The 24139-nt window shown below is 70.9% G+C and carries 20 protein-coding genes; 15 read left to right on the forward strand and 5 right to left on the reverse strand.

Going from position 1 to position 24139, the window contains the following annotated elements; all coding sequences use genetic code 11:
• The first annotated feature begins 467 nt into the window (after nt 1-467).
• From lpxC to ligA, 4 genes are all read left to right on the forward strand, one after another.
• Entirely contained in the window at nt 468-1430 is a 963-nt protein-coding gene (lpxC, locus tag ACFQ4O_RS06025) for a UDP-3-O-acyl-N-acetylglucosamine deacetylase (protein WP_378774762.1), read from the forward strand.
• A gap of 204 nt (nt 1431-1634) precedes the next feature.
• A complete protein-coding gene (locus ACFQ4O_RS06030; RefSeq protein ID WP_378774763.1) occupies nt 1635-2456 on the forward strand; it encodes an outer membrane protein assembly factor BamD in 822 nt (273 codons plus the stop codon).
• Nucleotides 2457-2489: 33 nt separating this feature from the next.
• Nucleotides 2490-4160, forward strand: coding sequence for a DNA repair protein RecN (recN, locus tag ACFQ4O_RS06035; protein WP_378774764.1), 1671 nt, complete (start codon nt 2490-2492; stop codon nt 4158-4160).
• On the forward strand, nt 4160-6304 hold the full coding sequence (gene ligA, locus ACFQ4O_RS06040; protein WP_378774765.1) for an NAD-dependent DNA ligase LigA: 2145 nt from the start codon (nt 4160-4162) through the stop codon (nt 6302-6304). The genes recN and ligA overlap by 1 nt, the downstream gene beginning before the upstream one ends.
• A 261-nt stretch (nt 6305-6565) precedes the next feature.
• Here the strand turns inward: ligA and cysW are convergent, their stop codons facing one another.
• The 3 genes from cysW to ACFQ4O_RS06055 all read right to left on the reverse strand — a co-directional run bounded on the left by cysW (nt 6566) and on the right by ACFQ4O_RS06055 (nt 9474).
• Nucleotides 6566-7396 carry a sulfate ABC transporter permease subunit CysW gene (cysW, locus tag ACFQ4O_RS06045; RefSeq protein ID WP_378774766.1) on the reverse strand — a complete coding sequence of 277 codons (831 nt, stop codon included), beginning with the start codon at nt 7394-7396 and terminating at the stop codon, nt 6566-6568.
• Nucleotides 7393-8217, reverse strand: a complete 825-nt coding sequence (gene cysT, locus ACFQ4O_RS06050; protein ID WP_378774767.1) for a sulfate ABC transporter permease subunit CysT — start codon at nt 8215-8217, stop codon at nt 7393-7395. The genes cysW and cysT overlap by 4 nt, the downstream gene beginning before the upstream one ends.
• Nucleotides 8218-8460: 243 nt before the next feature.
• A complete protein-coding gene (locus tag ACFQ4O_RS06055) occupies nt 8461-9474 on the reverse strand; it encodes a sulfate ABC transporter substrate-binding protein (RefSeq protein ID WP_378774768.1) in 1014 nt (337 codons plus the stop codon).
• A gap of 325 nt (nt 9475-9799) precedes the next feature.
• On the opposite strand from ACFQ4O_RS06055, the gene ACFQ4O_RS06060 reads away from it, so the two are divergent.
• From ACFQ4O_RS06060 to ACFQ4O_RS06080, 5 genes are all read left to right on the forward strand, one after another.
• Nucleotides 9800-10441 (forward strand): phosphoribosylanthranilate isomerase, encoded by a 642-nt coding sequence (locus ACFQ4O_RS06060; RefSeq protein WP_378774769.1) that lies wholly within the window; start codon nt 9800-9802, stop codon nt 10439-10441.
• A 31-nt stretch (nt 10442-10472) separates the two neighbouring features.
• Nucleotides 10473-11690: a tryptophan synthase subunit beta gene (gene trpB / locus ACFQ4O_RS06065; protein ID WP_378774770.1), complete on the forward strand. Its 1218-nt coding sequence runs from the start codon at nt 10473-10475 to the stop codon at nt 11688-11690.
• A gap of 166 nt (nt 11691-11856) precedes the next feature.
• The gene (trpA, locus tag ACFQ4O_RS06070; RefSeq protein ID WP_378774772.1) at nt 11857-12690 is read left to right on the forward strand and encodes a tryptophan synthase subunit alpha; all 834 of its coding nucleotides are present in this window, start codon (nt 11857-11859) and stop codon (nt 12688-12690) included.
• 28 nt (nt 12691-12718) lie between these two features.
• On the forward strand, nt 12719-13639 hold the full coding sequence (accD, locus tag ACFQ4O_RS06075; protein WP_378774773.1) for an acetyl-CoA carboxylase, carboxyltransferase subunit beta: 921 nt from the start codon (nt 12719-12721) through the stop codon (nt 13637-13639).
• A gap of 29 nt (nt 13640-13668) precedes the next feature.
• Nucleotides 13669-14988: a bifunctional folylpolyglutamate synthase/dihydrofolate synthase gene (locus tag ACFQ4O_RS06080; protein WP_378774782.1), complete on the forward strand. Its 1320-nt coding sequence runs from the start codon at nt 13669-13671 to the stop codon at nt 14986-14988.
• Between the two features lie 302 nt (nt 14989-15290).
• On the opposite strand, the gene ACFQ4O_RS06085 is transcribed toward ACFQ4O_RS06080, so the two are convergent.
• Together ACFQ4O_RS06085 and trxA are read right to left on the reverse strand one after the other, a co-directional pair.
• On the reverse strand, nt 15291-15575 hold the full coding sequence (locus tag ACFQ4O_RS06085; protein ID WP_378774774.1) for a GIY-YIG nuclease family protein: 285 nt from the start codon (nt 15573-15575) through the stop codon (nt 15291-15293).
• A gap of 411 nt (nt 15576-15986) precedes the next feature.
• Nucleotides 15987-16307: a thioredoxin gene (trxA, locus tag ACFQ4O_RS06090; RefSeq protein WP_378774775.1), complete on the reverse strand. Its 321-nt coding sequence runs from the start codon at nt 16305-16307 to the stop codon at nt 15987-15989.
• Nucleotides 16308-16565: 258 nt separating this feature from the next.
• Between trxA and ACFQ4O_RS06095 the strand changes: the two genes are divergently transcribed.
• From ACFQ4O_RS06095 to ACFQ4O_RS06120, 6 genes are all read left to right on the forward strand, one after another.
• Nucleotides 16566-17036 (forward strand): hypothetical protein, encoded by a 471-nt coding sequence (locus ACFQ4O_RS06095; RefSeq protein ID WP_378774776.1) that lies wholly within the window; start codon nt 16566-16568, stop codon nt 17034-17036.
• On the forward strand, nt 16975-18306 hold the full coding sequence (locus ACFQ4O_RS06100) for a DNA-packaging protein (RefSeq protein ID WP_378774777.1): 1332 nt from the start codon (nt 16975-16977) through the stop codon (nt 18304-18306). The genes ACFQ4O_RS06095 and ACFQ4O_RS06100 overlap by 62 nt, the downstream gene beginning before the upstream one ends.
• A gap of 487 nt (nt 18307-18793) precedes the next feature.
• A complete protein-coding gene (locus tag ACFQ4O_RS06105; protein WP_378774778.1) occupies nt 18794-19948 on the forward strand; it encodes a phage portal protein in 1155 nt (384 codons plus the stop codon).
• Between the two features lie 260 nt (nt 19949-20208).
• Nucleotides 20209-21858, forward strand: coding sequence for a hypothetical protein (locus ACFQ4O_RS06110; RefSeq protein ID WP_378774779.1), 1650 nt, complete (start codon nt 20209-20211; stop codon nt 21856-21858).
• Nucleotides 21859-22101: 243 nt separating this feature from the next.
• A complete protein-coding gene (locus ACFQ4O_RS06115) occupies nt 22102-22668 on the forward strand; it encodes an HK97 family phage prohead protease (RefSeq protein ID WP_378774780.1) in 567 nt (188 codons plus the stop codon).
• Nucleotides 22665-23933, forward strand: coding sequence for a phage major capsid protein (locus ACFQ4O_RS06120; RefSeq protein ID WP_378774781.1), 1269 nt, complete (start codon nt 22665-22667; stop codon nt 23931-23933). The genes ACFQ4O_RS06115 and ACFQ4O_RS06120 overlap by 4 nt, the downstream gene beginning before the upstream one ends.
• The last annotated feature ends 206 nt before the right edge of the window (nt 23934-24139 follow it).

Consider the following 24139-nt stretch of genomic DNA (forward strand, 5'->3'; position numbering starts at 1 on the left):
GCATGCCCGCGCCCGAGCAGCGTCGTCCGCAGCCGGCCCCGCAGGCGCCCGCCTATCGCCCGGCCCAGGGCGGTCTGGACGCCCACGGCCGTCAGCCGAGCCCCGCGCATCCCCGCGGCCTCGAGGACGAGCAGCTGGAGATCCCGGCCTTCCTGCGGCGTCAGGCCAACTGACTCGGACGGCGCTCCGCCGCGCGCCGTCCGCCAAGCGTCGGCCCGGTGAGCCTCTTCCGGGCCGACGTGATCCGGCGCCCCTCGGGGCGCCGGATTTCTTTTTCATTCCAAAAGGTTGGCTCTGTTACAATCCGAAAAGAACCTTGATTTGGCCTTGTCCGGGGCGAGACTTAGGTTGCATGCGAAACATGAGTCTGGCGCAGGCCGGACTGTTGGCCGCGGCCTGAGGCGCATGTCCTCCGAGCCGCCCGCCGCCTGACCCTGAAGGCGGCGACAGCCGTGAAGGACGATTTGATGTTCGCAACGCAGACCACGCTCGCTGGCCCGGTGACCCTGACGGGCATCGGCGTTCATTCCGCGGCGCCGGTCTCCCTCACGCTGGAGCCGGCGGACGCCGACGCCGGCGTTGTCTTCGTCCGCGTCGACGCGGACGGCGTCGAGCATGAGATCCCGGCCGTCCACCGCCTCGTCGGCGGCACCGAGCTGCAGACCGTTCTGGGCGACGCCGCCGGCGCCACCGTCTCCACCATCGAGCACCTGATGGCCGCGCTGCGCGGCATGGGCGTGGACAATGTCCGCGTCGCCATCGACGGGCCGGAAGTGGCGATTCTCGACGGCTCCGCGCGTCCGTTCGTGGACGCGATCGACAGCGTCGGCGTGGTCGCGCTCGCCGCCCCGCGCAAGGTGCTGAAGATCGTGAAGCCGATGCGCGTCGAGCACGGCCGCGGCTTCGCCGAACTCGCGCCCGCGCCGCACGGCTTCCATCTCGACGTCGAGATCGACTTCCCGTCCGACCTGATCGGCCGGCAGGCGGTGCGGCTCGAGGTCACGCCCCAGAGCTTCCGCGCCGAACTCGCCGGCGCCCGCACCTTCGGCTTCCTGAAGGACGTGGAGCGGCTGTGGGCCGCCGGCTTCGCCCGCGGCTCCTCCACCGAGAACACCATCGTGCTCGGTGAGGATCGGGTGCTCAATCCCGAGGGCCTGCGCTTCCCCGACGAGTTCGTGCGCCACAAGGCCATGGACGCGGTGGGCGATCTGGCGCTGTCCGGCCTGCCGCTGCAGGGCCGCTTCCGCTCGTTCTGCGGCGGTCACCGCATGAACGGCGCGGTGCTGGGCGCTCTGCTGGCCGATCCGACCGCTTATGAGGTCGTGACGGCCGATCAGGCTCCCGCCCGGCGCGAGCGCGCGGCCCGTTCGCTGCGGCCCGCGGGCTTCGCTCCGTCGCCGGTCGCGGCCTTCGGTCCCCGCGTCGATTGACGCGATCGCGACGGAACCGTTCCTCCCGCCTTGGCGCGGCCGCGTCGTTTCGGCTATAGACGGCGACGCGGCGCCGGTTCGGCGTCCGCGCGCGGGCCGCTCGGGCCGCGCGGAACGGGGAAATCCCTTTTGACAGTTGTGAGGCGAGCGATGGCGCTGCGTATGTCCTCCCACCCGTCCTTCGCGCCGGGGCGCGGTCTGAGGATGGCGCTCCTGCTGGCGGTGCTGGCGCCGGTGGCGCTGCCGATGGCGGGCTGTTCGTCCTTCGGCGGCGACAAGGACGAGGTCGCGCCGGACGAGCCCGCCGACAAGCTCTACAACGAGGGTCTGGCGCAGCTGAACGCCGGCTCCTACGACGCCGCCAAGAAGAAGTTCGCCGAGGTGGACCGCCAGCACCCCTATACGGAGTGGGCGCGCAAGGCGACGCTGATGACTACCTTCGCCAACTACCGGGCCGGCAGCTACACGGACGCCATCACGTCCGGCAACCGCTACGTCCAGCTCTATCCCACGAGCCCGGACGCGGCCTACGCCCAGTATCTGGTCGGCATGTCCTACTACAACCAGGTGCCGGACATCAGCCGCGACCAGGAGCGCACCCAGCGCGCCATCGCCGCCTTCGACGAGGTGCAGCGCCGCTGGCCGACCAGCGAATACGCGCCGGAAGCCAAGAAGCGCCTCTCCATCGCCCGCGACCAGCTCGCCGGCAAGGAGATGCAGGTGGGCCGATTCTATCTCGCCCGCCGGGACTACACCGGCGCCATCAACCGCTTCCGCGTGGTGGTGAGCCAGTATCAGCAGACCCGCCACATCGAAGAGGCGCTGCACCGTCTGGTGGAGTCCTATCTGGCGCTCGGCATCACCGGCGAGGCGCAGACCGCCGCCGCGATTCTCGGCCACAACTTCCCGGACAGCGAGTGGTACAAGCGCTCTTACGCGCTGATGAACCAGGGCGGCGTGGCGCAGGGGCAGGAGAACACCAGCTCCTGGATCAGCAAGGCGTTCCGGAGCGTCGCGGGCGGCTGACGGCCCGCAGAGGCCCGTGCTGCGGGAGGCTCCGTGCTCGCACGGCTTTCGATCCGCGACATCGTCCTGATCGACCGGCTCGACGTCGATTTCGGCGCCGGGCTTTCGGTCATGACCGGTGAGACCGGCGCCGGAAAATCCATCGTGCTCGATTCGGTGTCGCTCGCCCTTGGCGGGCGCGGCGACGGCGGACTCGTGCGCGAAGGTCAGCCGCAGGGGCAGGTGACGGCGGTGTTCGATCTCGCGATCGATCATCCGGCCCGCGCCATCCTGCGCGATCAGGACATCACGGACGACGGCGACCTGATCCTGCGCCGGGTGCAGGCGCGGGACGGGCGCACGCGCGCCTTCGTGAACGACCAGCCGGTCAGCGCCAACGCCCTGCGCCAGCTCGGCGCGACGCTGGTGGAGATCCACGGCCAGCACGACGACCGCGCGCTGGTGGATCCGGCCGCCCACCGGGCGCTGGTCGATCTCTATGGCGGACTCCACGTCGAGGCCGCGGCGGTCACGGAGGCGTGGCGTCGCCGGCGGGAGACCGCGAAAGCGCTGGCGGAGCACGCCGCCCGGGTGGAGGCGGCGCGAAAGGAAGCCGACTATCTCCGGCACGCCAGCGACGAGCTTCAGGCGCTCGCCCCCGAGAAGGGGGAGGAGGCGCTGCTCGCCGACCGCCGCGCGACCATGATGCGGGCGGAGAAGGCGGCCGAGGACCTGCGCGAGGCCCATGACGCCGTCTCCGGCGGCTCGGCCCCCGTGGTCGCCATCGCCAACGCCATCCGTCGACTCGACCGCCGCTCGGCCGCGTCGCCCGAGCTGGTGGAGCCCGCGATCAAGGCGCTGGACGCCGCGCTGCTGGCGCTGGACGAGGGCGAGGCCCATCTCAAGACCGCGCTGGAGGCCACCGCCTTCGACCGCAACGAACTGGACCGGATCGAGGAGCGGCTGTTCGCGCTGCGCGCCGCCTCCCGCAAGCACGGCACGCCGGTGGACGACCTCGCCGCGCTCGCCGCACGCTTCCTGAACGATCTCGCGGCGCTGGACGCCGGCGAGGAGCGTCTCGCCGCGCTGACCCGCGAGGCGGCGGAGGCGGAGGCGGTCTATGCGGACGCGGCGGCCCGGCTGAGCGCCGCGCGGCGCGCGACCGCCGGAACGCTCGACGCCGCCGTGATGGCGGAGCTGCCGGACCTGAAGCTGGAGCGGGCGCGATTCGCCACCGAGATCGTCTCGGACGACGGCGCCGCCGGGCCGGAGGGCGTCGATCGGGTCGAGTTCTGGGTGCAGACCAATCCGGGCACGCGTGCGGGGCCCTTGGCGAAGATCGCGTCCGGCGGCGAGCTGTCGCGCTTCATGCTGGCGCTGAAGGTGGCGCTGGCCGATCGCGGCTCCGCCCCGACGCTGGTGTTCGACGAGATCGACACCGGGGTCGGCGGCGCGGTGGCGGACGCCATCGGCGCGCGGCTGGCGCGGCTGGCGAAGAGCGTTCAGGTGCTCTCCGTCACCCATGCGCCGCAGGTGGCGGCGCGGGCGACCCAGCATCTGCTGATCTCCAAGGCGCAGGCCGAGGGCGAGGCGCGGGTCGCGACCCGCGTCGCCCCGCTCGACGCCCCCGCCCGGCGGGAGGAGATCGCCCGGATGCTGGCGGGCGCCTCCGTCACCGACGAGGCCCGCGCCGCCGCCGCCCGCCTGCTGAACGGAGCCGGGTGATGGCGCGCAAGGCGAAAGCGGCCTCGGGCGAGGGCGGCGCGTTGCTCCCGGCGCTGCCGGATGCGGCCGCCGAGCACGCCCGCCTCGCGGACGAGATCCGCGCCCACGACCGGCGCTACTATCAGGACGACGCGCCGACCGTCACCGACGCCGAGTACGACGCCCTGCGGCGGCGGCTGGAGGCGCTGGAGGCGGAGTTTCCGGAGCTCGCCACCGAGGACAGCCCGACGCGGACCGTCGGCGCCACGCCCTCGGAGGCCTTCGCCAAGGTGCGGCACGCCGTGCCGATGCTCTCGCTCTCCAACGCCTTTTCCGACGAGGACGTGGCGGAGTTCATCGCCCGCGTGCGCCGCTTCCTCGATCTGAAGGCGGACGAGCCGCTCGCGATCGCCGCCGAGCCCAAGATCGACGGCCTGTCCGCGTCGCTCCGCTACGAGCAGGGCCGCCTCGTGCGCGGCGCCACCCGCGGCGACGGCGCGGTGGGCGAGGATGTGACCGCGAACCTGCGCACCATCGCCGACGTGCCCCAGCGCCTCAAAGGCGACGACTGGCCGGACGTGATCGAGGTGCGCGGCGAGGTCTACATGGCGCACGCGGATTTCGCGTCGCTCAACGAACGGCAGGCGGCGGCGGAGAAGCCGCTGTTCGCCAATCCGCGCAACGCTGCGGCGGGCAGCCTTCGCCAGCTCGATCCGAAGGTCACGGAGACCCGCCCGCTGCGCTTCTTCGCCTATGGCTGGGGCGAGGCCAGCGCCGTGCCGGAGGACAGCCAGACCGCCATGGTGCGGCGGCTGGCGGGGTGGGGCTTCGCCACCAACCCGCTGATGGCCGTGTTCGACGGCGCCGAGGCGCTGATCGCCCATTACCACGCGATCGAGGAGCAGCGCGCGCGGCTCGGCTACGACATCGACGGCGTGGTCTACAAGGTGGACAGCCTCGCTTTGCAGCGGCGGCTTGGCTTCGTCTCCCGTTCGCCCCGCTGGGCCATCGCCCACAAGTTCCCGGCCGAGCGGGCGACCACGGTGCTGGAGGCGATCGAGATCCAGGTCGGGCGCACCGGCGCGCTGACGCCGGTCGCCAAGCTGCGCCCGGTCACGGTCGGCGGCGTCGTGGTGTCGAACGCGACCCTCCACAACGAGGACGAGATCGCCCGCAAGGACGTGCGCGTGGGCGACACGGTGGTGGTGCAGCGCGCCGGCGACGTCATCCCGCAGGTGGTGGAGGTGGTCGATCCGGACCGGCCGGACCGGGGCGACGCGTACGTGTTCCCCAAGGTCTGCCCGGTCTGCGGCAGTCACGCCGCCCGTGACGAGGGCGAGGTCGTGTGGCGCTGCACCGGCGGGCTGATCTGCCGGGCGCAGGCCGTGGAGCGGCTGCGCCATTTCGTGTCGCGCAACGCCATGGACATCGAGGGGCTGGGCGAGAAGCAGGTCGAGGCGTTCTACGAGAGCGGCGAGGTGCGCGAGCCCGCGGACATCTTCACGCTTCAGGCCCGCGACGCCGAGCCCGGCCGCCTGACCCGGCTGAAAAACCGGGAGGGCTGGGGTGAGACCTCCGTCGCCAACCTGTTCGCCGCCATCGAGGACGCGCGCTCGCGCACGGTGAACCGGGTGCTGTTCGGGCTCGGCCTGCGCCATGTGGGCGAGATCAACGCCAAGCGCCTGCTGCGCCATTACGGGACCATCGAGGCGCTGAGGGCCGCCGCCCGCGACGCGATCCCGCCCGATCCGGCGGTGAAGGGCGACAAGGGCAACGAGGCCTGGCGGGAGATGATCGACATCGACGGCGTCGGCGCGGTGGTCGCCCATGCGGTGGTCGACGTTTTCCAGGAGCCGAAGAACGATCCGGCGCTGGACGCGCTGCTGAAGGAGCTGACGTCCGCGCCCATGGAGGCGACCGCCACCGACACGCCGGTGGCGGGGCTGACCGTCGTCTTCACCGGAACGCTGGAGCGCATGACCCGCGACGAGGCCAAGGCCATGGCGGAGCGTCTCGGCGCCAAGGTGGCGGGTTCGGTGTCGAAGAAAACCGATCTGGTGGTGGCCGGCCCCGGTGCAGGCTCCAAGCTCGCGAAAGCGACCGAGCTCGGAATCGAGACCCTGACCGAGGACGAATGGCTGGCGCGGGTGGGCGAGGGCGGCTGAAAAGGCTCCTTCCTCAATTCCGAGGGTTATCAAGCCGCCATGCCCGATGATCAAGCTTGGGCATGGCGACGTGGTTCGTTCCGGACGAGTCCTCGGAGCTCGGTTGCAAATGGCCCAAGCGGACAATTTAAGCTCACGTCATGCCCGCCGGAGGCGGGTATCCACGACTTTGACCGCATCAAAAGCTTCGATGTTCAAGTCGTGGATGCCCGATGACCAAGCTCGGGCATGACGAAGCGGTTCGTTCCAGACGGGGGCGCTTCAGGCCCGTTCGCCGAAACGCTCCACGATCAGCTTCGCCACGATGGTGAGCAGCGCGATGCCCACCAGCACGGTGGCGGCGGCGAAGGCGCCGGCGGCGTTGTAGTCCTGATAGAGCAGCTCGATCTGCAGCGGCAGGGTGTTGGTGACGCCCCGGATCGAGCCCGACACCACGGACACCGCGCCGAACTCGCCCATGACGCGGGCGTTGGTGAGCGCCACCCCGTAGAGCAGCGCCCAGCGGATGTTCGGCAGTGTGACGCTGAACAGCGTGCGCCAGCCGGAGGCGCCGAGCGACAGCGCCGCCTCCTCCTCCGACGACCCTTGCGCCTGCATCAGCGGCAGCACCTCGCGGGCGACGAATGGCGCGGTCACGAACAGGCTCGCCAGCACGATCGCCGGATAGGCGAACATGACCTTGAGGCCGAGCGAGTCCAGCACCGGCCCGAACCAGCCTTGCGCGCCATAGACGAACAGATAGGCGACGCCCGCCACGATCGGCGAGATCGAGAACGGCAGCTCCACCAGCGCGGTGAGAAGGCCCTTGCCCCGAAACTCGAACTTGGCGATCGCCCAGGCGGCCGCGACGCCGAAGGCGGTGTTGATGGGCACGGCGACCAGCGCGGTGGCCACCGTCAGCCAGATGGCGTGGCGGGTGTCGGGGGTCGACAGGTTGGAGAAATAGACGCCGATCCCCACCTTCAGCGCCTCGTAGAACACCACCGCCAGCGGCCCGACGATGATCAGGCCCGCCACCGCGACCACCAGCAGGATCAGCGGAATGCGGAAGGCGGCGGCGTCGCCCACGCCCCGGCGGCGCGACGCGCTCATCGGCCGGCCCTCTGGTAGCGCAGGCTCCAGAGCTGGATCGCGTTGGTCACGAGCAGCATGACGAAGGCGGCGGCGAGCATCACCGTCGCGATGCCGGCGGCGGCCTGGTAGTCGTACTCCTCCAGCCGGATGAAGGTGAGCAGCGCCGCGATCTCGGTGCGGAACGGCTGGTTGCCGGCGATGAAGATCACCGCGCCGAACTCGCCGAGCGAGCGCGCGAAGGCGAGGCTGCAGCCGGCGAGAAAGGCCGGAAAGATGGCCGGGAACACCACGCTGACGAAGATGCGCCAATGGCCTGCGCCCAGCGTCTCGGCCGCTTCCTCCACCTCGGTGGAGAGATCCTCCAGCACCGGCTGCACCGAGCGGGTGACGAAGGGGATCGACGTGAAGGACATGGCCGCCATGATGCCGAGCGGGGTGTAGGCCACCTCGACGCCGAGCGGCGCCAGCACCGCGCCGTACCAGCCGTTGGCGGCGAACAGGGCGGTCAGCGCCACGCCGGCGACAGCGGTCGGAAGCGCGAAGGGCACGTCCACAAGCGCGTCCAGCAGGCGCTTGCCGGGGAAGTCGTAGCGCGCCAGCACCCAGGCCAGCGCGAGCCCGTAGACCGCGTTGAACACGGTGGCGCCGGCGGCGCAGAGCACGGTGATGCGGAAGGCGGCGAGCGCCCGCTCGGAGGTCGTCACCGCCACGAAGCGCTCGAAGCCGAGGCCCGAGGCCTGCCACAGCAGGGCGGCGAGCGGCAGCAGCACGATCAGGCCGAGATAGAGCAGGGTGCAGGCGAGCGCGAGCCGGAAGCCGGGAAGGATGGAATGAGGCATGCGGGCTCGCGGTGACACACGTCGCCCCGAAGGGCCGCGTCGGCGCCGGTCGGCGCGACGGAACGGAAGGCAGCGTCTTATAGGGGAAAACGCCCCGACATCGCGAGCCCGCCGTGACGCTTCGGGCCGCACCCGGCGCAGGTAAGCGCGACGTCGCCTCACACAGGCCGAACGGCCGTCGCTTCCGGCGACGGCCGCAGGCGGTCTCGACGGTCCCGGATCAGATCCGGGACCGGACGGGGGTCACTTCGCGACGAACAGCTTGTCGAGCTTGCCGTCGGCCGCGAAATGCACCTCCTGCGCCTTCTTCCAGCCGCCGAACACGTCCTCGACCTTCAGCAGCTCCACCGCCGGGAACTGGGCCTTGGTCGCCTCCAGCACCTTCGGGTCGCGCGGGCGGTTGTTGTGGGCGGCGATGATCTCCTGCGCCTTCGGGCTGTAGAGCCATTCGAGATAGCCCTTGGCCAGCGCCTCGCTGCCGCGCTTGGCCGTCACCTTGTCGACCACCGCCACGGGAAAGTCGGCGAGCAGGCTCACCTTCGGCGTCACGGTCTCCACCTTCTCGGAGCCATACTCCTTCTTCACGGCGGCGGTCTCGGCCTCGAAGGTCACCAGCACGTCGCCGATGCCGCGCTCCACGAAGGTGGTGGTGGCGCCGCGGCCGCCGGTGTCGAACACCGGCACGTTGGAGAGCAGCTTCTTCACGAAAGCGTCGGCCTTGGCCTCGTCGCCGTCATAGGTCTTCAGCGCGAAGGCGTAGGCCGCGAGATAGGTGTAGCGGGCGTTGCCGGAGGTCTTCGGGTTCGGGAACACCACCTTCACGTCGTCGCGGACGAGGTCGTCCCAGTTCTTGACGTTCTTCGGGTTGCCGGCGCGCACCACGAAGGAGGGCAGCGAATAGTAGGGCGAGGCGTCGTTCGGCAGCTTCGACTTCCAGTCGGCGGCGACGAAGCCCTTGTCCGCCAGAAACTGCACGTCCAGCTCCTGGTTGAAGGTCACGGTGTCGGCCTCGAGCCCCTCGACGATGGAGCGGGCCTGCTTGGAGGTGCCGGCGTGGCTCTGGTTGACGGTGATGTCCTTGCCGGTCTTCGCCTTCCACTCGGCCACGAAGGCCTTATTCAGGTCGGCGTAAAGCTCGCGGCCGATGTCGTAGGTGGCGTTGAGGATCGTGTCCGGCTCCGCGGCGGAGGCGGGCAGGGCGAAGGTCGACAGGGCGAAGCCGAGGGCGAGCGCGGCGCGGCGGGTGAACACGGCCATGAAAGGCTCCAGTGCGGCGCGATGCGCCGGAGGGTGGGAACGTCTCGGTCAGCTGGAAATGTCCAGCGCCGCTTGGTCCCGATATAGCAATCAACACTTAGTTTGTCGAATATATATATTTTAACAATGCAAGATCGTGTAAATGAGATGTGGATGACGCGCCGTCGTCGGATGGTCGCGCGAGGACCGGCGAGCGGTCGCCAGGAGATCGCCGAAGCGCGACAGGGCTTCGGCTGGATTCGGGTCCTCGCGCCGTTGCGGGGCGGGGGCGGAACGTGCGAAGCCTCGCCGGCCGGGCGTCAAGCGCCCGCAGGCGAGGCGTGTCATGGCGGTTGAGATCAAGATCTGCGGATTGTCCGACGCCGCGACGCTCGACGCCGCGCTCGACGCCGGCGCGGATCATGTGGGCTTCGTGTCCTTTCCCAAAAGCCCGCGCCATGTGGACGTCGCCCGCGCCGCCGAACTCGCGGCCCGGGCGCGGGGGCGGGCGGGGGTCGTGCTGCTCACCGTGGACATGGGCGACGACGCGCTCGACGCGGCGGTCGCAGACGTCGCGCCGGACGTTTTGCAGCTTCACGGCCATGAGACGCCCGAGCGCGCCGCGGCTCTGAAGGCCCGTCACGGGCTCGCGGTGTGGAAGGCGCTGCCGGTGTCGGGGCCGGACGATCTCGCGGCGGTGACGCTCTACGCGCCCGTCGTGGACCGGGTGCTGTTCGACGCCCGGCCGCCCAAGGGGGCGGCGCTGCCCGGCGGCAACGGCGTCGCCTTCGACTGGCGCCTGCTGGATCGGCTTGACCCCAAGCTCCGCTTCGTGCTTTCCGGTGGCCTCACGCCGGAGAACGTGGCGCAGGCGCTGGCCGTCGTGCGCGCCCCGGCGGTCGATGTGTCCTCGGGCGTCGAAAGCGCTCCGGGCGTCAAGGATCCGGAGCGCATCCGCGCTTTCGTCGCCGCCGTCCGCGGCGCCTGACGCTTTCGCCGCGCAACAGGGTTTTCGCACCGTGACCGACCAGCCGAAGCCGAACTCCTTCCGCACGGGCCCCGACGACCGCGGCCGCTTCGGCCTCTACGGCGGCCGCTTCGTCGCCGAGACGCTGATGCCCCTGATCCTCGATCTGGAGCGGGAATACGAGGCGGCGCGCAACGACCCCGCTTTCCACGCCGAAATGGCCGCCTACCGCGCCACCTACATCGGCCGGCCGAGCCCGCTCTACTTCGCCGAGCGGCTGACGGAGACCCTCGGCGGCGCCAAGATCTACCTGAAGCGCGAGGAGCTGAACCACACCGGCTCCCACAAGGTGAACAACGTCCTCGGCCAGATCCTGCTCGCCCGCCGCATGGGCAAGAAGCGGGTGATCGCCGAGACCGGCGCCGGCCAGCACGGCGTCGCCACCGCCACGCTCTGCGCCCGCTTCGGGCTGGACTGCGTGGTGTTCATGGGCGCCGTGGACGTGGCGCGGCAGGCGCCGAACGTGTTCCGCATGAAGATGCTGGGCGCGACCGTGGTGCCGGTGCAGTCCGGGGCGAAGACGCTCAAGGACGCCATGAACGAGGCGCTGCGCGACTGGGTGACCAATGTGGCGGACACGTTCTACTGCATCGGCACGGTGGCGGGCCCGCACCCCTATCCGGGCATGGTGCGCGACTTCCAGTCGATCATCGGCGACGAGACCCGCGCCCAGATGCTGGAGGCGGAGGGCCGCCTGCCGGACAGCCTCTACGCCTGCGTCGGCGGCGGCTCCAACGCCATGGGCCTGTTCCATCCCTTCCTCGACGATTCCGCTGTCGAGATTTTCGGAGTCGAGGCCGCCGGCCACGGGCTGGACAAGCTGAACGCCGCCTCGATCGCGGGCGGGCGCCCCGGCGTGCTCCACGGCAACCGCACCTATCTGCTGATGGACAAGGACGGCCAGATCGAGGAAGGCCACTCCATCTCCGCCGGCCTCGACTATCCCGGCATCGGGCCGGAGCACTCCTGGCTGAACGACATCGGCCGCGTGACCTATCTCTCCGCCACCGACGACGAGGCGGTCAGCGCGTTCCAGACGCTGTCGAAGCTTGAGGGCATCATCCCGGCGCTCGAAAGCGCCCACGCCCTCGCCAAGGTGATCGAGCGCGCGCCGGCGCTGCCGAGGGACCACCTGATGGTGCTGAACCTCTCCGGTCGCGGCGACAAGGACGTGCCGCAGATGGCCGAGCTTCTGGGGACCAGCCTGTGACCTCCGTGTCGCTCCCCCTCACCCGGCCCTGCGGGCCGACCTCTCCCCGCCGGGGAGAGGTGAAGGCCCGCGCGCCGTTCGCCGCTGTCTCCCACCTCTTCCCCGCGGGGAGAGGTCGCCGCGAAGCGGCGGGTGAGGGGGCTTTCGGCCAAGGATTTGCGGCATCATGAGCACTCGCATCGACGCCCGTTTCGCCGCGACCATTGCTGAGGGCCGCGCGGCGCTCGTGACCTTCGTCATGGCTGGCGATCCGGACCATGGGACGGCGCTGAAGATCCTGCAGGCGCTGCCGGGGGCGGGGGCCGACGTGATCGAGCTCGGCATGCCCTTCACCGACCCCATGGCGGACGGCCCGGCGATCCAGGCCGCGGGCCTGCGCGCGCTGAAAGGAGGCGAGACGCTGACCAGCACGCTCGACCTCGTGCGCGCCTTCCGCGCCGGCGACGACGCCACGCCGCTGATCCTGATGGGCTATTACAACCCGATCTACGTCTATGGCGTGGAGCGCTTCCTCGCCGACGCCAAAGCCGCGGGCGTGGACGGCATGATCGTGGTGGACCTGCCGCCCGAGGAGGACGAGGAGCTGTGCCTGCCGGCGCTCGCCGCCGGTCTCGCCTTCGTGCGGCTCGCGACGCCGACCACCGACGACGTGCGGCTTCCCGCCGTGCTGCGCAACACCTCCGGTTTCGTCTATTACGTATCGATCGCGGGCGTCACGGGCTCCGCCACGCCGGATTTCGACGTGGTGGCCGGGGCGGTCCGCCGCATCAAGCGGCACACGCCGCTGCCGGTGGCGGTGGGCTTCGGCGTGAAGACGGCGGAGCATGCGGCGGCGATCGCGAAGAGCGCGGACGGCGTCGTGGTGGGGTCCGCGCTGGTGGACGCGGTGCGCGGCAGTCTGGACGCGGACGGGCGCGCCACGGAAAAGACGGTTTCGGCGGTCACCGACCTCGTGTCGGCGCTCGCCGCCGGCGTGCGTTCGGCCCGGGCTGCGGCCTGAACCTGAGAACGGGAGGCGCAAGGCCCCGATGAACTGGCTCGTCAACGTCGTTCGCCCCAAGATCAACAGCCTCTGGACCCGGCGCGACACCACGCCGGAGAACCTCTGGATCAAGTGTCCGGAGACCGGCCAGCTGGTGTTCCACAAGGATGTGGAGGCCAATGGCTGGGTCATTCCGGGCTCCGGCCATCACCTGCGCATGGGCTCCGCCCAGCGCCTCGCCGCCACGCTGGACGAGGGCTTCGAGCTGATCGCGCTGGCGGAGGTCGCCGCCGACCCGCTCAAGTTCCGCGACGAGAAGCGCTACGCCGACCGCCTGCGTGACGCCCGCGCCAAGACCGGCATGAACGACGCGGTCCGGGTCGCCGTCGGCGCCATCGAGGGCGCGCCCGCGACCGTGGTGGTGCAGGACTTCGAGTTCATGGGCGGCTCGCTCGGCATGGCGGCGGGCGAGGCGATCGTGCGCGGATTCGAGACCGCGGTGGAGCGCAAGACCCCGCTGGTGCTGTTCGCGGCCTCGGGCGGCGCGCGCATGCAGGAGGGCATCCTCTCGCTGATGCAGATGCCGCGCACCACCGTCGCGATCCAGATGCTGCGCGAGGCGCGGCTGCCCTACATCGTGGTGCTGACCAACCCGACCACCGGCGGCGTCACCGCCTCCTACGCCATGCTGGGCGACGTGCAGATCGCCGAGCCCGGCGCGCTGATCGGCTTCGCCGGCCCGCGGGTGATCGAGCAGACCATCCGCGAGAAGCTGCCCGAGGGCTTCCAGCGCTCGGAATATCTCAGGGACCACGGCATGGTGGACATGGTGGTCCACCGCAAGGACCTGCGGGCGACCCTCGCCCGGCTGTGCCGCCTGCTGGCGGGCGGCGGCGCCCGCGCGCCGAAGGTGGCGGTGGCTGCTCCCGCCGCCGACGAGGCGGCGCCCGCGGTGGCGCACGCGTGAGCGCGCAGATCCAGCGGGACGGGTCCGAGTTGAACGCCAGCGACGCTTTCCTGGAGCGCTTCGTCGCGCTGCACCCGAAGGAGATCGACCTCTCGCTCGGCCGCGTCGAGGCGCTGCTGGCGCGGCTCGGCCACCCGGAGCGCGCCCTGCCGCCGACGATCCAGATCGCCGGCACCAACGGCAAGGGCTCCACCACCGCCTTCCTGCGCGCCATGCTGGAGGCGGCGGGCAAGCGCGTGCACGTTTACACCTCGCCCCATCTGGTGCGGTTCCACGAGCGCATCCGCCTCGGCGCGGAGGGCGGCGGCGTCTTCGTGGACGAGGACCGGCTGGTGGAGACCTTCCGGGAGGTGGAGGCCGCCAACGCCGGCGAGCCGATCACCCTGTTCGAGATCACCACCGCCGCGGCGCTGCTGCTGTTCGCGCGCACCCCGGCCGACGTGCTGCTGCTGGAGGTCGGGCTCGGCGGCCGCTACGACGCCACCAACGTGACGCCCTCGGCGGTGGCGAGCGTCATCACCCCCGTCAGTCTCGACCACCAGAAGTTCCTCGGCGAGAACCTCGCCGCCATCGCCCATGAGAAGGCCGGCATCCTGCGCAGCCTGACGCCGGGCGTCATCGCCCGCCAGGACCCGGAGGCGCTGGCCTCGATCGAGCGCGAGAAGGCCGGCTTCGGCGCGCTGCTCGCGGTCGGCCGGCAGGACTGGCAGGCGCGGGAGGAGCGCGGCCGGCTGGTGTTCGAGGACGGTGACGGCCTGCTCGACCTGCCGCTGCCGCGCCTCGTCGGCCGCCACCAGATCGACAACGCCGGCGCCGCCATCGCGACGCTGCGGGCGCTTCCCGCGCTCGGCGTGGACGCCGCCGCGATCGAGAAGGGCCTCGGCTCCGTCAACTGGCCCGGCCGCATGCAGCGCCTCGCCCACGGCCGGCTCGCGGCGATGCTGCCGGACAACGCGGAGCTCTGGCTCGACGGCGGCCACAACCCCGACGGCGGCCGCGCGGTCGCGGCCACGCTGGCGGAGCTGGACGAGCGCGCGCCGAAGCCGATCGTGCTGGTGGTCGGCATGCTGAACACCAAGGATTCCGACGGCTTTCTGGAGGCCTTCGCGGGCCTCGCCGGCCGCGTCTACGGCGTGCCAATCGCTTCCTCCGCCGCGGCCCGCACGCCGCAGGAGGTGGTGGAGGCCTCCGAGCGCGCGGGCCTCGCGGCGGAGGTGTGCGGCTCGATCGAGGAAGCGCTCGCCAAAGCCGCCCGCGCCGCCGGCCCAACGCCGCCCCGGGTGCTGATCATCGGCTCCCTCTACCTCGCCGGCGAAGCCCTCGCCGCCAACGGCACCCCGCCGCATTGAGGTTGAGCGGGGCGCGCAAATCGCCAAAAGCGAGGCGCCCTTTCCTTGTCCCGGCCTTGAGCCGGGACCCAGAAACGTCTCGGTTTTCAGAGTAAGCCGCGCGGTCGGAGCGTTATCTGGCAGCGTCGGCGGAAATGGGTCCCGGCTCAAGGCCGGGACAAGGGACCCGCTTTCTTGCCCCGGCCTTGAGCCGGGATCCAGAAACATCTCGGTTTTCAAAATAAACTGCGCGCTTGGAGCGTCATCCGGAGGCGTCGGCGGAAATGGGTCCCGGCTCAAGGCCGGGACAAGAGAAGGGACGCTCAGATCAGCGTCGTCGTCAGATCGCTCCACTCGGGATTGGCCTGCTCGATCAGGCTGATCTTCCAATCGCGCCGCCAGCCCTTCAGCGTCCGCTCGCGAGCGCGCGCCTCCAGAACGTTGTCGTAAAGCTCGTAATGCACCAGCCGGGTGACGCGGTGATCGCGCGTGAAGCCCGGCACGGCGCCGGAGCGATGCTGGTCGAGACGACGGGCGAGATCGCCTGTCGCGCCCACATACAACGTGCCGTGACGCCCGCTCGCCAGAATGTAGACGAAGGCGGGCATGACCGCGCTCTCAGCGTTGTGTGTTTCGGCTGTGAGCTTGAAAGCTTGTCGTCGGGAAGACAAGCCGAACGCCTGAGCATCATCCTGAGACGTCGGCGTTAATGGGTCCCGGCTCAGGGCCGGGACAAGGGAAGCGCCTTTTTCTTGTCCCGGCCTTGAGCCGGGACCCAGAAACGTCTTCGTTTTTCAGAATAAACTGCGCGCTCGGAGCGCCACCCGGAAACGTCGGCGGAAATGGGTCCCGGCTCAAGGCCGGGACAAGGGAAGCGCCTTTTTCTTGTCCCGGCCTTGAGCCGGGACCCAGAAACATCTCGCCTGTCAGAATAAACCGCACGCTCGGAGCGTCACCCGGACGCGTCGGCGGAAATGGGTCCCGGCTCGAGGCCGGGACAAGGGGAGGGTGAGCCTTCCTCAGACCGAGGTTTCGATCCAGCTCACCAGCTTGGACTTGGGGGCGGCGCCGCGCTGGGTGGCGACGTGCTCGCCGCCCTTGAACAGCATCAGCATGGGAATCGCGCTGATGCCGAAGCGGGTGGCGGTGGCGGGGTTCTCGTCCACGTTCAGCTTCACGATCTTCACCTTGCCGGCGAGCTCGTCCGAAATCTCTTCGAGCGCAGGCGCGATCGCGCGGCAGGGGCCGCACCATTCGGCCCAGAAGTCCACCACAACGGGTTCGGCCGACTGAAGCACTTCGGCCTCGAAAGTCGCGTCGGAAACCTTTCCGGTCGCCATAAGAGCATCCTCGTCACAGGCGGCGGGCCTCACACCGCGCGCGAAAGGAGCCGCGCCCGAGCCCGCCAGGGTCGCGGCGAACGTAGGAACGGGGGCGGACAGCGTCAAGCGAGCGATCGCGCCGGTCGCCCGTCCGGCGTTCCAGCTAAAAATCCTAAATAGGAAAATAAGCATTGACAGCGTGACGCTGATCGGGTAGGTTTCTCCCATGCTCCACAGTTGCGCTTCGGGGCCAACGGAACAGACGGAGGGTCGCCCATGACGGAGCGCAAGCCGCCGGCGCCGCGCGCTTCTCCTGAAATCCTCGCCGAGGCGCGGCGGCTCTACGAGACCTCGCACATCACCCAGGCGGAGATCTGCCGCCGGCTCGGCCTCCCCAAGGAGACGGTGAGTCGCCGGAAGATGCGAGAGGGCTGGACCCGCCCGTTCGACGCCGAACGCCGCCGCACGCTGATCCGGGGCCTGCGCCGCTCCATCGACGCGGAGGTGGCGAAGGCGGAGACGCTGTTCGCCGCCGGCGACCAGACCGCGGGCGGGGAGGCGGCCGGCCGGGCCGCCCGGACGTTGGCGAGCCTGGTGCGCTCGCTGCGGGAGCTTGCGAAATTCGACGAGGAGAGCGCGGGTGACGGCGGAGAGCCTGACGGTGACGAGCCCGTGCGCGACACGGATGAGTTCCGCGCGGCGCTTGCGCAGCGCCTTGAGCGGCTGCGACGCGACCGCGGCGAGTGAGTTTCTGGGCGCGCTGTCGCCCGCCGACGGCGCGCGGCTTCAGGGCGACTGGGCGGTGTGGGCGCGGAACGACCAGCTTCCCCCGCCGGGCGGCTGGACCACCTGGCTGATGCTGGGCGGCCGCGGCGCCGGCAAGACCCGCGCCGGGGCCGAATGGGTGCGGGGCCTCGCGCTCGGGCTTGATGGATTCTCGGCGCGGCCGGTGGGCCGCATCGCGCTGGTGGCGGAAACCTACGCCGACCTGCGCGAGGTGATGATCGACGGCGTGTCCGGCCTCTTCGCGGTGCATCCGCGCGGGGAGCGGCCGTCCTACGAGCCGAGCCGAAAACGCCTCGTCTGGCCGAACGGCGCGGTGGCGCAGGGGTTTTCGGCCGAAGACCCGGAGGCCCTGCGCGGGCCGCAGTTCGAAGCCGCCTGGTGCGACGAGATCGCCAAATGGCGCCGACCGGAGGAGACCTGGGACATGCTGCAGTTCGGCCTTCGCCTCGGCGCCCGTCCGCGCCAGATGGCGACCACCACGCCCCGCGCCACGCCCCTGCTGAAGCGGCTGCTGGCGGACCGCTCGGTCGCGGTGACGCGGGCCGCCACCCGCGACAACGCCGCCAATCTGGCGCCGCGCTTTCTGGAGGCCGTGGTCGGCGCCTATGCCGGCACGCGGCTCGGCCGGCAGGAGCTGGACGGCGAGATGCTGGAGGAGCGCGAGGACGCGCTCTGGACCCGCGACGATCTGGAGCGCGCCCGCGTGGCGGAGGCGCCGGAGCTCGTTCGCATCGTGGTGGCGGTGGATCCGCCGGCCGGCGGCGGCCGCCGCTCCGACGCCTGCGGCCTCGTGGCCGTGGGGCTCGGGGCGGACGGCCGGGCCTATGTGCTGGCCGACGACACGGTGGCGGCGCCCCGGCCCGAGCTCTGGTCCGCCCGCGCGGTGGCGCTGTGGCGGCGTCTGGAAGCCGACGCGCTGGTGGCGGAGGTGAACCAGGGCGGCGACATGGTGCGCGCGGTGATCGCGCAGGTCCATCCCGGCGTTCCCGTGATCGCGGTGCGCGCCACCCGCGGCAAATGGCTGAGGGCCGAGCCGGTGGCCGCGCTCTACGCCCAAGGCCGCGTGCGCCATGTGGGCGCGCATCCGGCGCTGGAGGACGAGATGGCCGCCTTCGGCCTCGACGGCCTCGCCAACGGCCGCTCGCCCGATCGGGTGGACGCGTTGGTCTGGGCCGTCACCCATCTGATGCTGGCCGTGAAAGGCCGCGGCCCGCGCGTGCTGTCGCTGTGAGGTTCGCGCCTTTAAGCGCCACCGCTCACTCGTTCCGCGGCCGCGCCGCCCGGTCGATGCCCTGATTGAAGGATGGATCGTCGGCCCTGTTTTCGGTCGCCCCAGCGGCGCCCGAGCCGTCGCGCCCTGCGGGATGCGTGCGGCCCCCTGAGCCGGCCGGAACTCCGCGTTCCACGGGCGCCTCGCGCCGTTCCACGTCGTCCCGAGACGGCTGGCGGCTGTCCGGCGTCGTCGTGGTGGGCGCGGAGCCGGCGCCGGGCGAGGACGCTCCGCCGGAACTCTGGGCGTTCGCGACCATCGGCGTGGCGGCGACGGCCGCGGCGAACGCGATTGTACGAAAAAGCGTTGGGACGCGTGTCACGGGGGAGCCTCCGGAAGGGTGTCCGGCCGTCTCGTCAACGACCCTTACGCCTGAAAACGCGAGGCCCGCCCGGAGCGTTCCGGCGAGCTTTCATCGATCGATCATTCCCGCCGCGAGGGGGCGTCCATGGCCTTGTTGTCACGTCTGTTCGGGTCGGCGCGGCCCGAGCGCAAATCGCTGGGCGGGCTGGTCGCCTTTTCCGGCGGCGGCGCGGCGCGCTGGAGTCCGCGCGATCCGGCGAGCCTCGCCCGCGAGGGCTACGAGCGCAATCCGGTCTGCCACCGGGCGGTGCGCATGGTGGCGGAGGCCGCCGGCGGCGTGCCGCTGCTGCTGTTCGACGGGGCGCAGGAGCTGGACGACCACCCGGTCAAGACGCTGCTGGCGCGGCCCAATCCCCGGCAGGGCCGGGCGGCGCTGATTGAGGCGCTGGTCTCGAACCTGCTGATCTCGGGCAACGCCTATCTGGAGGCGGTGTCGGTGGAGGGCGAGCCGCGCGAGCTTCACGCGCTGCGGCCGGACCGCATGCGGGTTCTGGCCGGCGCCGACGGCTGGCCGGAGGCCTACGAGTACCGCGTCGGCGGCAACGTCTCGCGCTTCGACCAGCGGGCGGAGCCCGCGCCGCCGATCCTGCATCTGACGCTGTTCCACCCGCTCGACGACCATTACGGGCTGAGCCCGATGGCGCCGGCGGCGGCGGCGCTCGACCTGCACAACGCCGCCACCGCCTGGAACAAGGCGCTGCTCGACAACGCCGCGCGGCCCTCCGGCGCGCTGGTCTATTCCGGGCCGGAGGGGACGGGCCTGTCGGACGACCAGGTGGAGCGGCTGAAGGAGGAGCTGGAGGCGCAGTTTTCCGGCGCCGCCAACGCCGGGCGCCCGCTTCTGCTCGACGGCGGGCTCGACTGGAAGCCGCTGTCGCTGTCGCCGCAGGAGATGGATTTCCTCGCCGCCAAGAACGGCGCCGCGCGGGAGATCGCGCTCGCCTTCGGCGTGCCGCCCATGCTGCTCGGCATTCCGGGCGACGCCACCTACGCCAACTATCAGGAGGCGAACCGCGCGCTGTCGCGCCAGACCGTGCTGCCGCTGCTGGCCCGCGTGGCCCAGAGCCTCGCCCAGTGGCTCGGCCCCGTCTGGGGCGGCGACCTCAGGCTCGAACCCGACCTCGACGCGGTGGACGCCCTCGCCTCCGAACGCGAAGCCCTGTGGCGCCGCGTGACCGAGGCCGACTTCCTCACCGACGACGAAAAACGCGCCGCCGTGGGCTACGGCGCGGCGGGGTGAGGAGCGCGACCGATCGCAGAGGTCCGCGATCGGACTGAACAGATGTCCGGGGTGAACGCGCGCCGCGCGTGAACCCCGCCGGCTTTCACGCGGACCGGCCGCACGGCCGCCGCGTCATGGTTCGCCCCTCGGGCGGAGGCGCCGTCACGACGGCGTGGAACGGCAGAACGGAGCCCCATCGAGCCTCAGCGCAGCGTCGCCCGGATCCTCCGGGCGCGTCGCCCGTCCGCTCGTTCAAAGAACACCATCTGGAGACTGTCATGGATCCCGAAGATCGTATCGCCCTTCTGATTCCGACCATCGAAGACTATCGCCAGCCCGGCTGGACCGACCAGCAGGCTTATGACGCGGCCAAGATCGATCGCCCCGGAAAGCTTTTGGATCTGGCGGGACAGACCATCACGCTGTCGGCGCTGCCGAACGTGTACCTGGGCAACGTCAACTACACGGGCTTTGACGCTCCTGCTCTCTACAACGGCTTCGTCTCCGTCGGCGGCGTCGTTTATCCCATGAGCGGATGGGGCGCGGTCTCCAGCGCCAACAACGAGTTCCCCGGCTTCGCCGATCCGAAAAACGAGACGCCGCTTCGTGTGTTCGCCGCGGCGTCGGAAAGCTTCGCCTTCGACAAGGCGAACGGACGATGCTTCTCGTTCATCTCGTCCTCGCGGGCTCGTGGCCGCAGCCGCTACAGCGCCATCATCGCGTCGGCGCAGGTTGACAGCAGCGCCGACACTCAATCGCTGATCGCCACGTCGCGGATGTGCGAAAACGCGACGGAACGATCAGCCATCGTCGGCGGCACGATGTGTCGCACGCTTGGCTACAACGCGCTCTCGGCCGCAAACACCGCCAAGCGGTGGGGCTTCAACAAGATGTGGCGCATCACGAACAACACCGGGGTGGCGCAGAGCTTCCCGCCGGCCAATTCCGGCATCACCTATTCGCTCGACGCCATTCCCTATGTGATCGAGCCGGGAGGGGTTACTCATAAAACGTCTCTTGATGCAGATCAGAAAACCTGGCTCTCCGCGAACGGCTGGGCGTACGAAGAGATCGACCACAACGTCTGGCCGAACGCGCCGACCGCGACCGGAGGCACCTTCTTCGCGTCCGGCATCTACAACTCCACGGGCGTCGAGGTTCACGGCAGCAACTGCGCGGCGATCGCGACGCGCGGCTTCATCTGGTCTTCGGACGACGACACCGTGGAGCGGCCCTCCAAAGTCTATGGAGCGGGGGCGTCGTCGATCGCCGTTCAGGGCGTTTCGCTCCTCGGCCAATACGCGTTGGTGACCGCATCCTTTAATGTGAACTCGGTCAGCACGACGTCCGCCACCCAGCAGTCCTACAACCTCGTCGCGTCGAGCGGTGAGGTCGACCTCGAGGGGGTGACGCGCCACGCCACCGTGCTGTCGTCCCGCGGCGCCAAGGTGCGGGGCATCCGCAACGCGTTGATCGCGACCCAGGACAGCGCGGCCGGCTCCACCACCACCTCCATCACCGGCGCCTCGGTCCTGTCGTCCACCACGTCGGAGTCCCGCGCCGCCTTCTCGACCGTGATCGGCAGCACCAACGTGCTGTCCTCCGCGGCGAATTCGGTCAGCCTCGGACTGCGGGACAGCGTCAACGCCGGAACCTATTCGGTGCTGATGGGACGCGGCGGCGAACTGGTCGATGGCTACACGCTCGCCGGCGCCTACTCCACCACCACGGACCGCACGCCGACCGGCGCCAACCGCAACATCACCTGGCGGATCAGCCACCAGACCGGCGTGGCGTCGTTCAAGGGCCTGAACGCGACCAACTTCCCGGGGCCGTTCGCCAATGACGCGGCGGCGGCGACCGGCGGCGTGGCCGTGAAGAGCGTGTACCTCAAGTCCGACGGCACGCTCGCCTGGCGCGTGGCCTGACCCCACGCGCATGACGAGCCGAAACGGGCTCTGAACGTCACCCGTCGCGCGTCAGCGCGGCGGGCTGTCCTTGGCGGCGGGGTGAGGGCGTCGGCGATCGAGCCAGGCGCGGCGGCGAACGTGCGGACGCCGTGTTCTCGATCCGGCGCCGGCGCTCCTGCGGAATGCGGCCTTTCCGGCGCGTCGCCGCGCTGATGGCCCGGCGTCCAGCCTGACCCGACCGAAACGACGGAACCTCATCCCATGACCCAGATCGCATGCCCGGCGCGGGGGTTCGCGCCGGAACGGAAGCGGCTGCCGTTCGCGGCGGCGGTGGCGGAGGACGGGCGCGTGTCCGGCTACGCCAGCCTGTTCGGCGTGGTCGATCTCGGCCGCGACGTGGTGGCGCCCGGCGCCTTCTCAAGCAGCCTCGAACGCCGGGGCGCGAACGGCGTGCGCTTCCTGTTCCAGCACGACCCGGCCGAGCCCATCGGCGCCTGGGAGCGCATCGACGAGGACGCCCGCGGCCTTCGGGTCGAGGGGCGGCTGAACCTTGCGGTCGCCCGCGCCCGGGAGCTGCGCGCGCTGCTGCTGCAGGGCGCGCTCGACGGGCTCTCCATCGGCTTTCGCCCCGTGCGCGCCGCCCGCATGGTCGGCGGCGTGCGCCGGCTGGTCGAGATCGACCTGTGGGAGATCTCGATCGTCACCTTTCCCATGCTGCCCGGCGCCCGCGTCGGCGCGGCCAAGGCGGGGCGCGTGAGCGCCGCCGCCGATCGTCTCCGCCCGGCCGGGCGGTTCGTCCTCCCCAAGACCCGAGGCCTGACCCGATGACCTTCGACGCCCTCCGTTCGCCCGAAACCAAGGCCGTGGACGGCCCGCCCACCAGCCTCGACGTGGTGGGCGCCTTCGACGATTTCATGCGCGCCTTCGAGGCCTTCAAGGAGACCAACGACGAGCGCCTCGCCGAGATCGAGCAGCGGCTGTCGCCCGACGTGGTGACCACCGAGAAGCTCGCCCGGCTGGACGAGGCGCTGGACCGCCAGCGCCGGCTGGTGGACGAGCTGGCGCTGAAGGGCCGCCGCCCGGCGCTCGCCGGCGCGGAGGAGGGCGCCCGGCCGGAGGCGCGTGAGCGCCGGGGCGCCTTCGACGCCTATGTGCGTCGTGGCGAAACCGCGCGCTACGGCGCGCTGGAGGCCAAGGCGCTGGTGGCGGGAACCGACGCCCAGGGCGGCTATCTCGCCCCCGACGAGACCGAGCGCGAGATCGGCCGCCGGTTGGCGGAAGTCTCCCCCATCCGCGCCATCGCCACGGTGCGCGCCATGACGGGCTCGGTGTTCCGCAAGCCCTTCGCCACGGAAGGCTTCGCCTCCGGCTGGTCGGCGGAGACGGCGGCCCGGGCGCAGTCCGCGACGCCGGCGCTCGACGAGCTCGCCTTCCCGGCCATGGAGCTGTTCGCCATGCCGGCCGCGACCCAGACCCTGCTCGACGACGCCGCGGTCGATCTCGACCAGTGGATCGCCGAGGAGGTGGAGACCGCCTTCGCCGAGCAGGAGAGCGTGGCCTTCGTCACCGGCGACGGCCTCACCCGCCCGCAGGGCTTCCTGACCCCCGCCAAGGTGGCCAATTCCGCCTGGGAATGGGGCAAGATCGGCTATGTGCCGACCGGCGCCGCCGGCGCCTTCGCGGCCTCCCACCCGTCCGACGCGCTGCTCGATCTGGTCTACGCCCTGCGCTCCGGTTACCGGCGCGAGGCGCATTTCGTGCTGAACCGCCGCACCCAGGCGGCCGTGCGCAAGCTGAAGGACGCGGACGGACGGTACCTGTGGGAGGCCCCCGCCGCCGCCGGCGCGCCGGCCACGCTGATGGGCTTCCCCATCGCCGAGGCCGAGGCCATGCCCGACATCGCCGAGAACGCCCACGCCATCGCCTTCGGCGATTTCCGCCGCGGCTATCTGGTGGCCGACCGCATCGGGGTGCGCATCCTGCGCGATCCGTTCACGGCGAAGCCCTACGTGCTGTTCTACACCACCAAGCGGGTGGGCGGCGGCGTGCAGGATTTCGACGCCATCAAGACGCTGAAGTTCGGCGTGAGCTGACGCCGCGAGGGGACCGGGGTCTCCGAGGCGGACCCCGGCTCCCAAAACCTCGACGCCTCGGATCGTCGAAGGACACGACGCCATGACGCTGACCCATCCTCTCCGGGCCCCCGCCCGCAAGGCGCTGCTCGGCCGCGCGCTCGGCAGCCTCGGCGGGTTCATCGACCTGCGCCCGACCGGGCGCGGGCCGGCCTCGCCCGGCGCCC

Source organism: Methylopila musalis (genome assembly GCF_042679725.1).
In the GTDB taxonomy this organism is placed as follows: domain Bacteria; phylum Pseudomonadota; class Alphaproteobacteria; order Rhizobiales; family Methylopilaceae; genus Methylopila; species Methylopila musalis.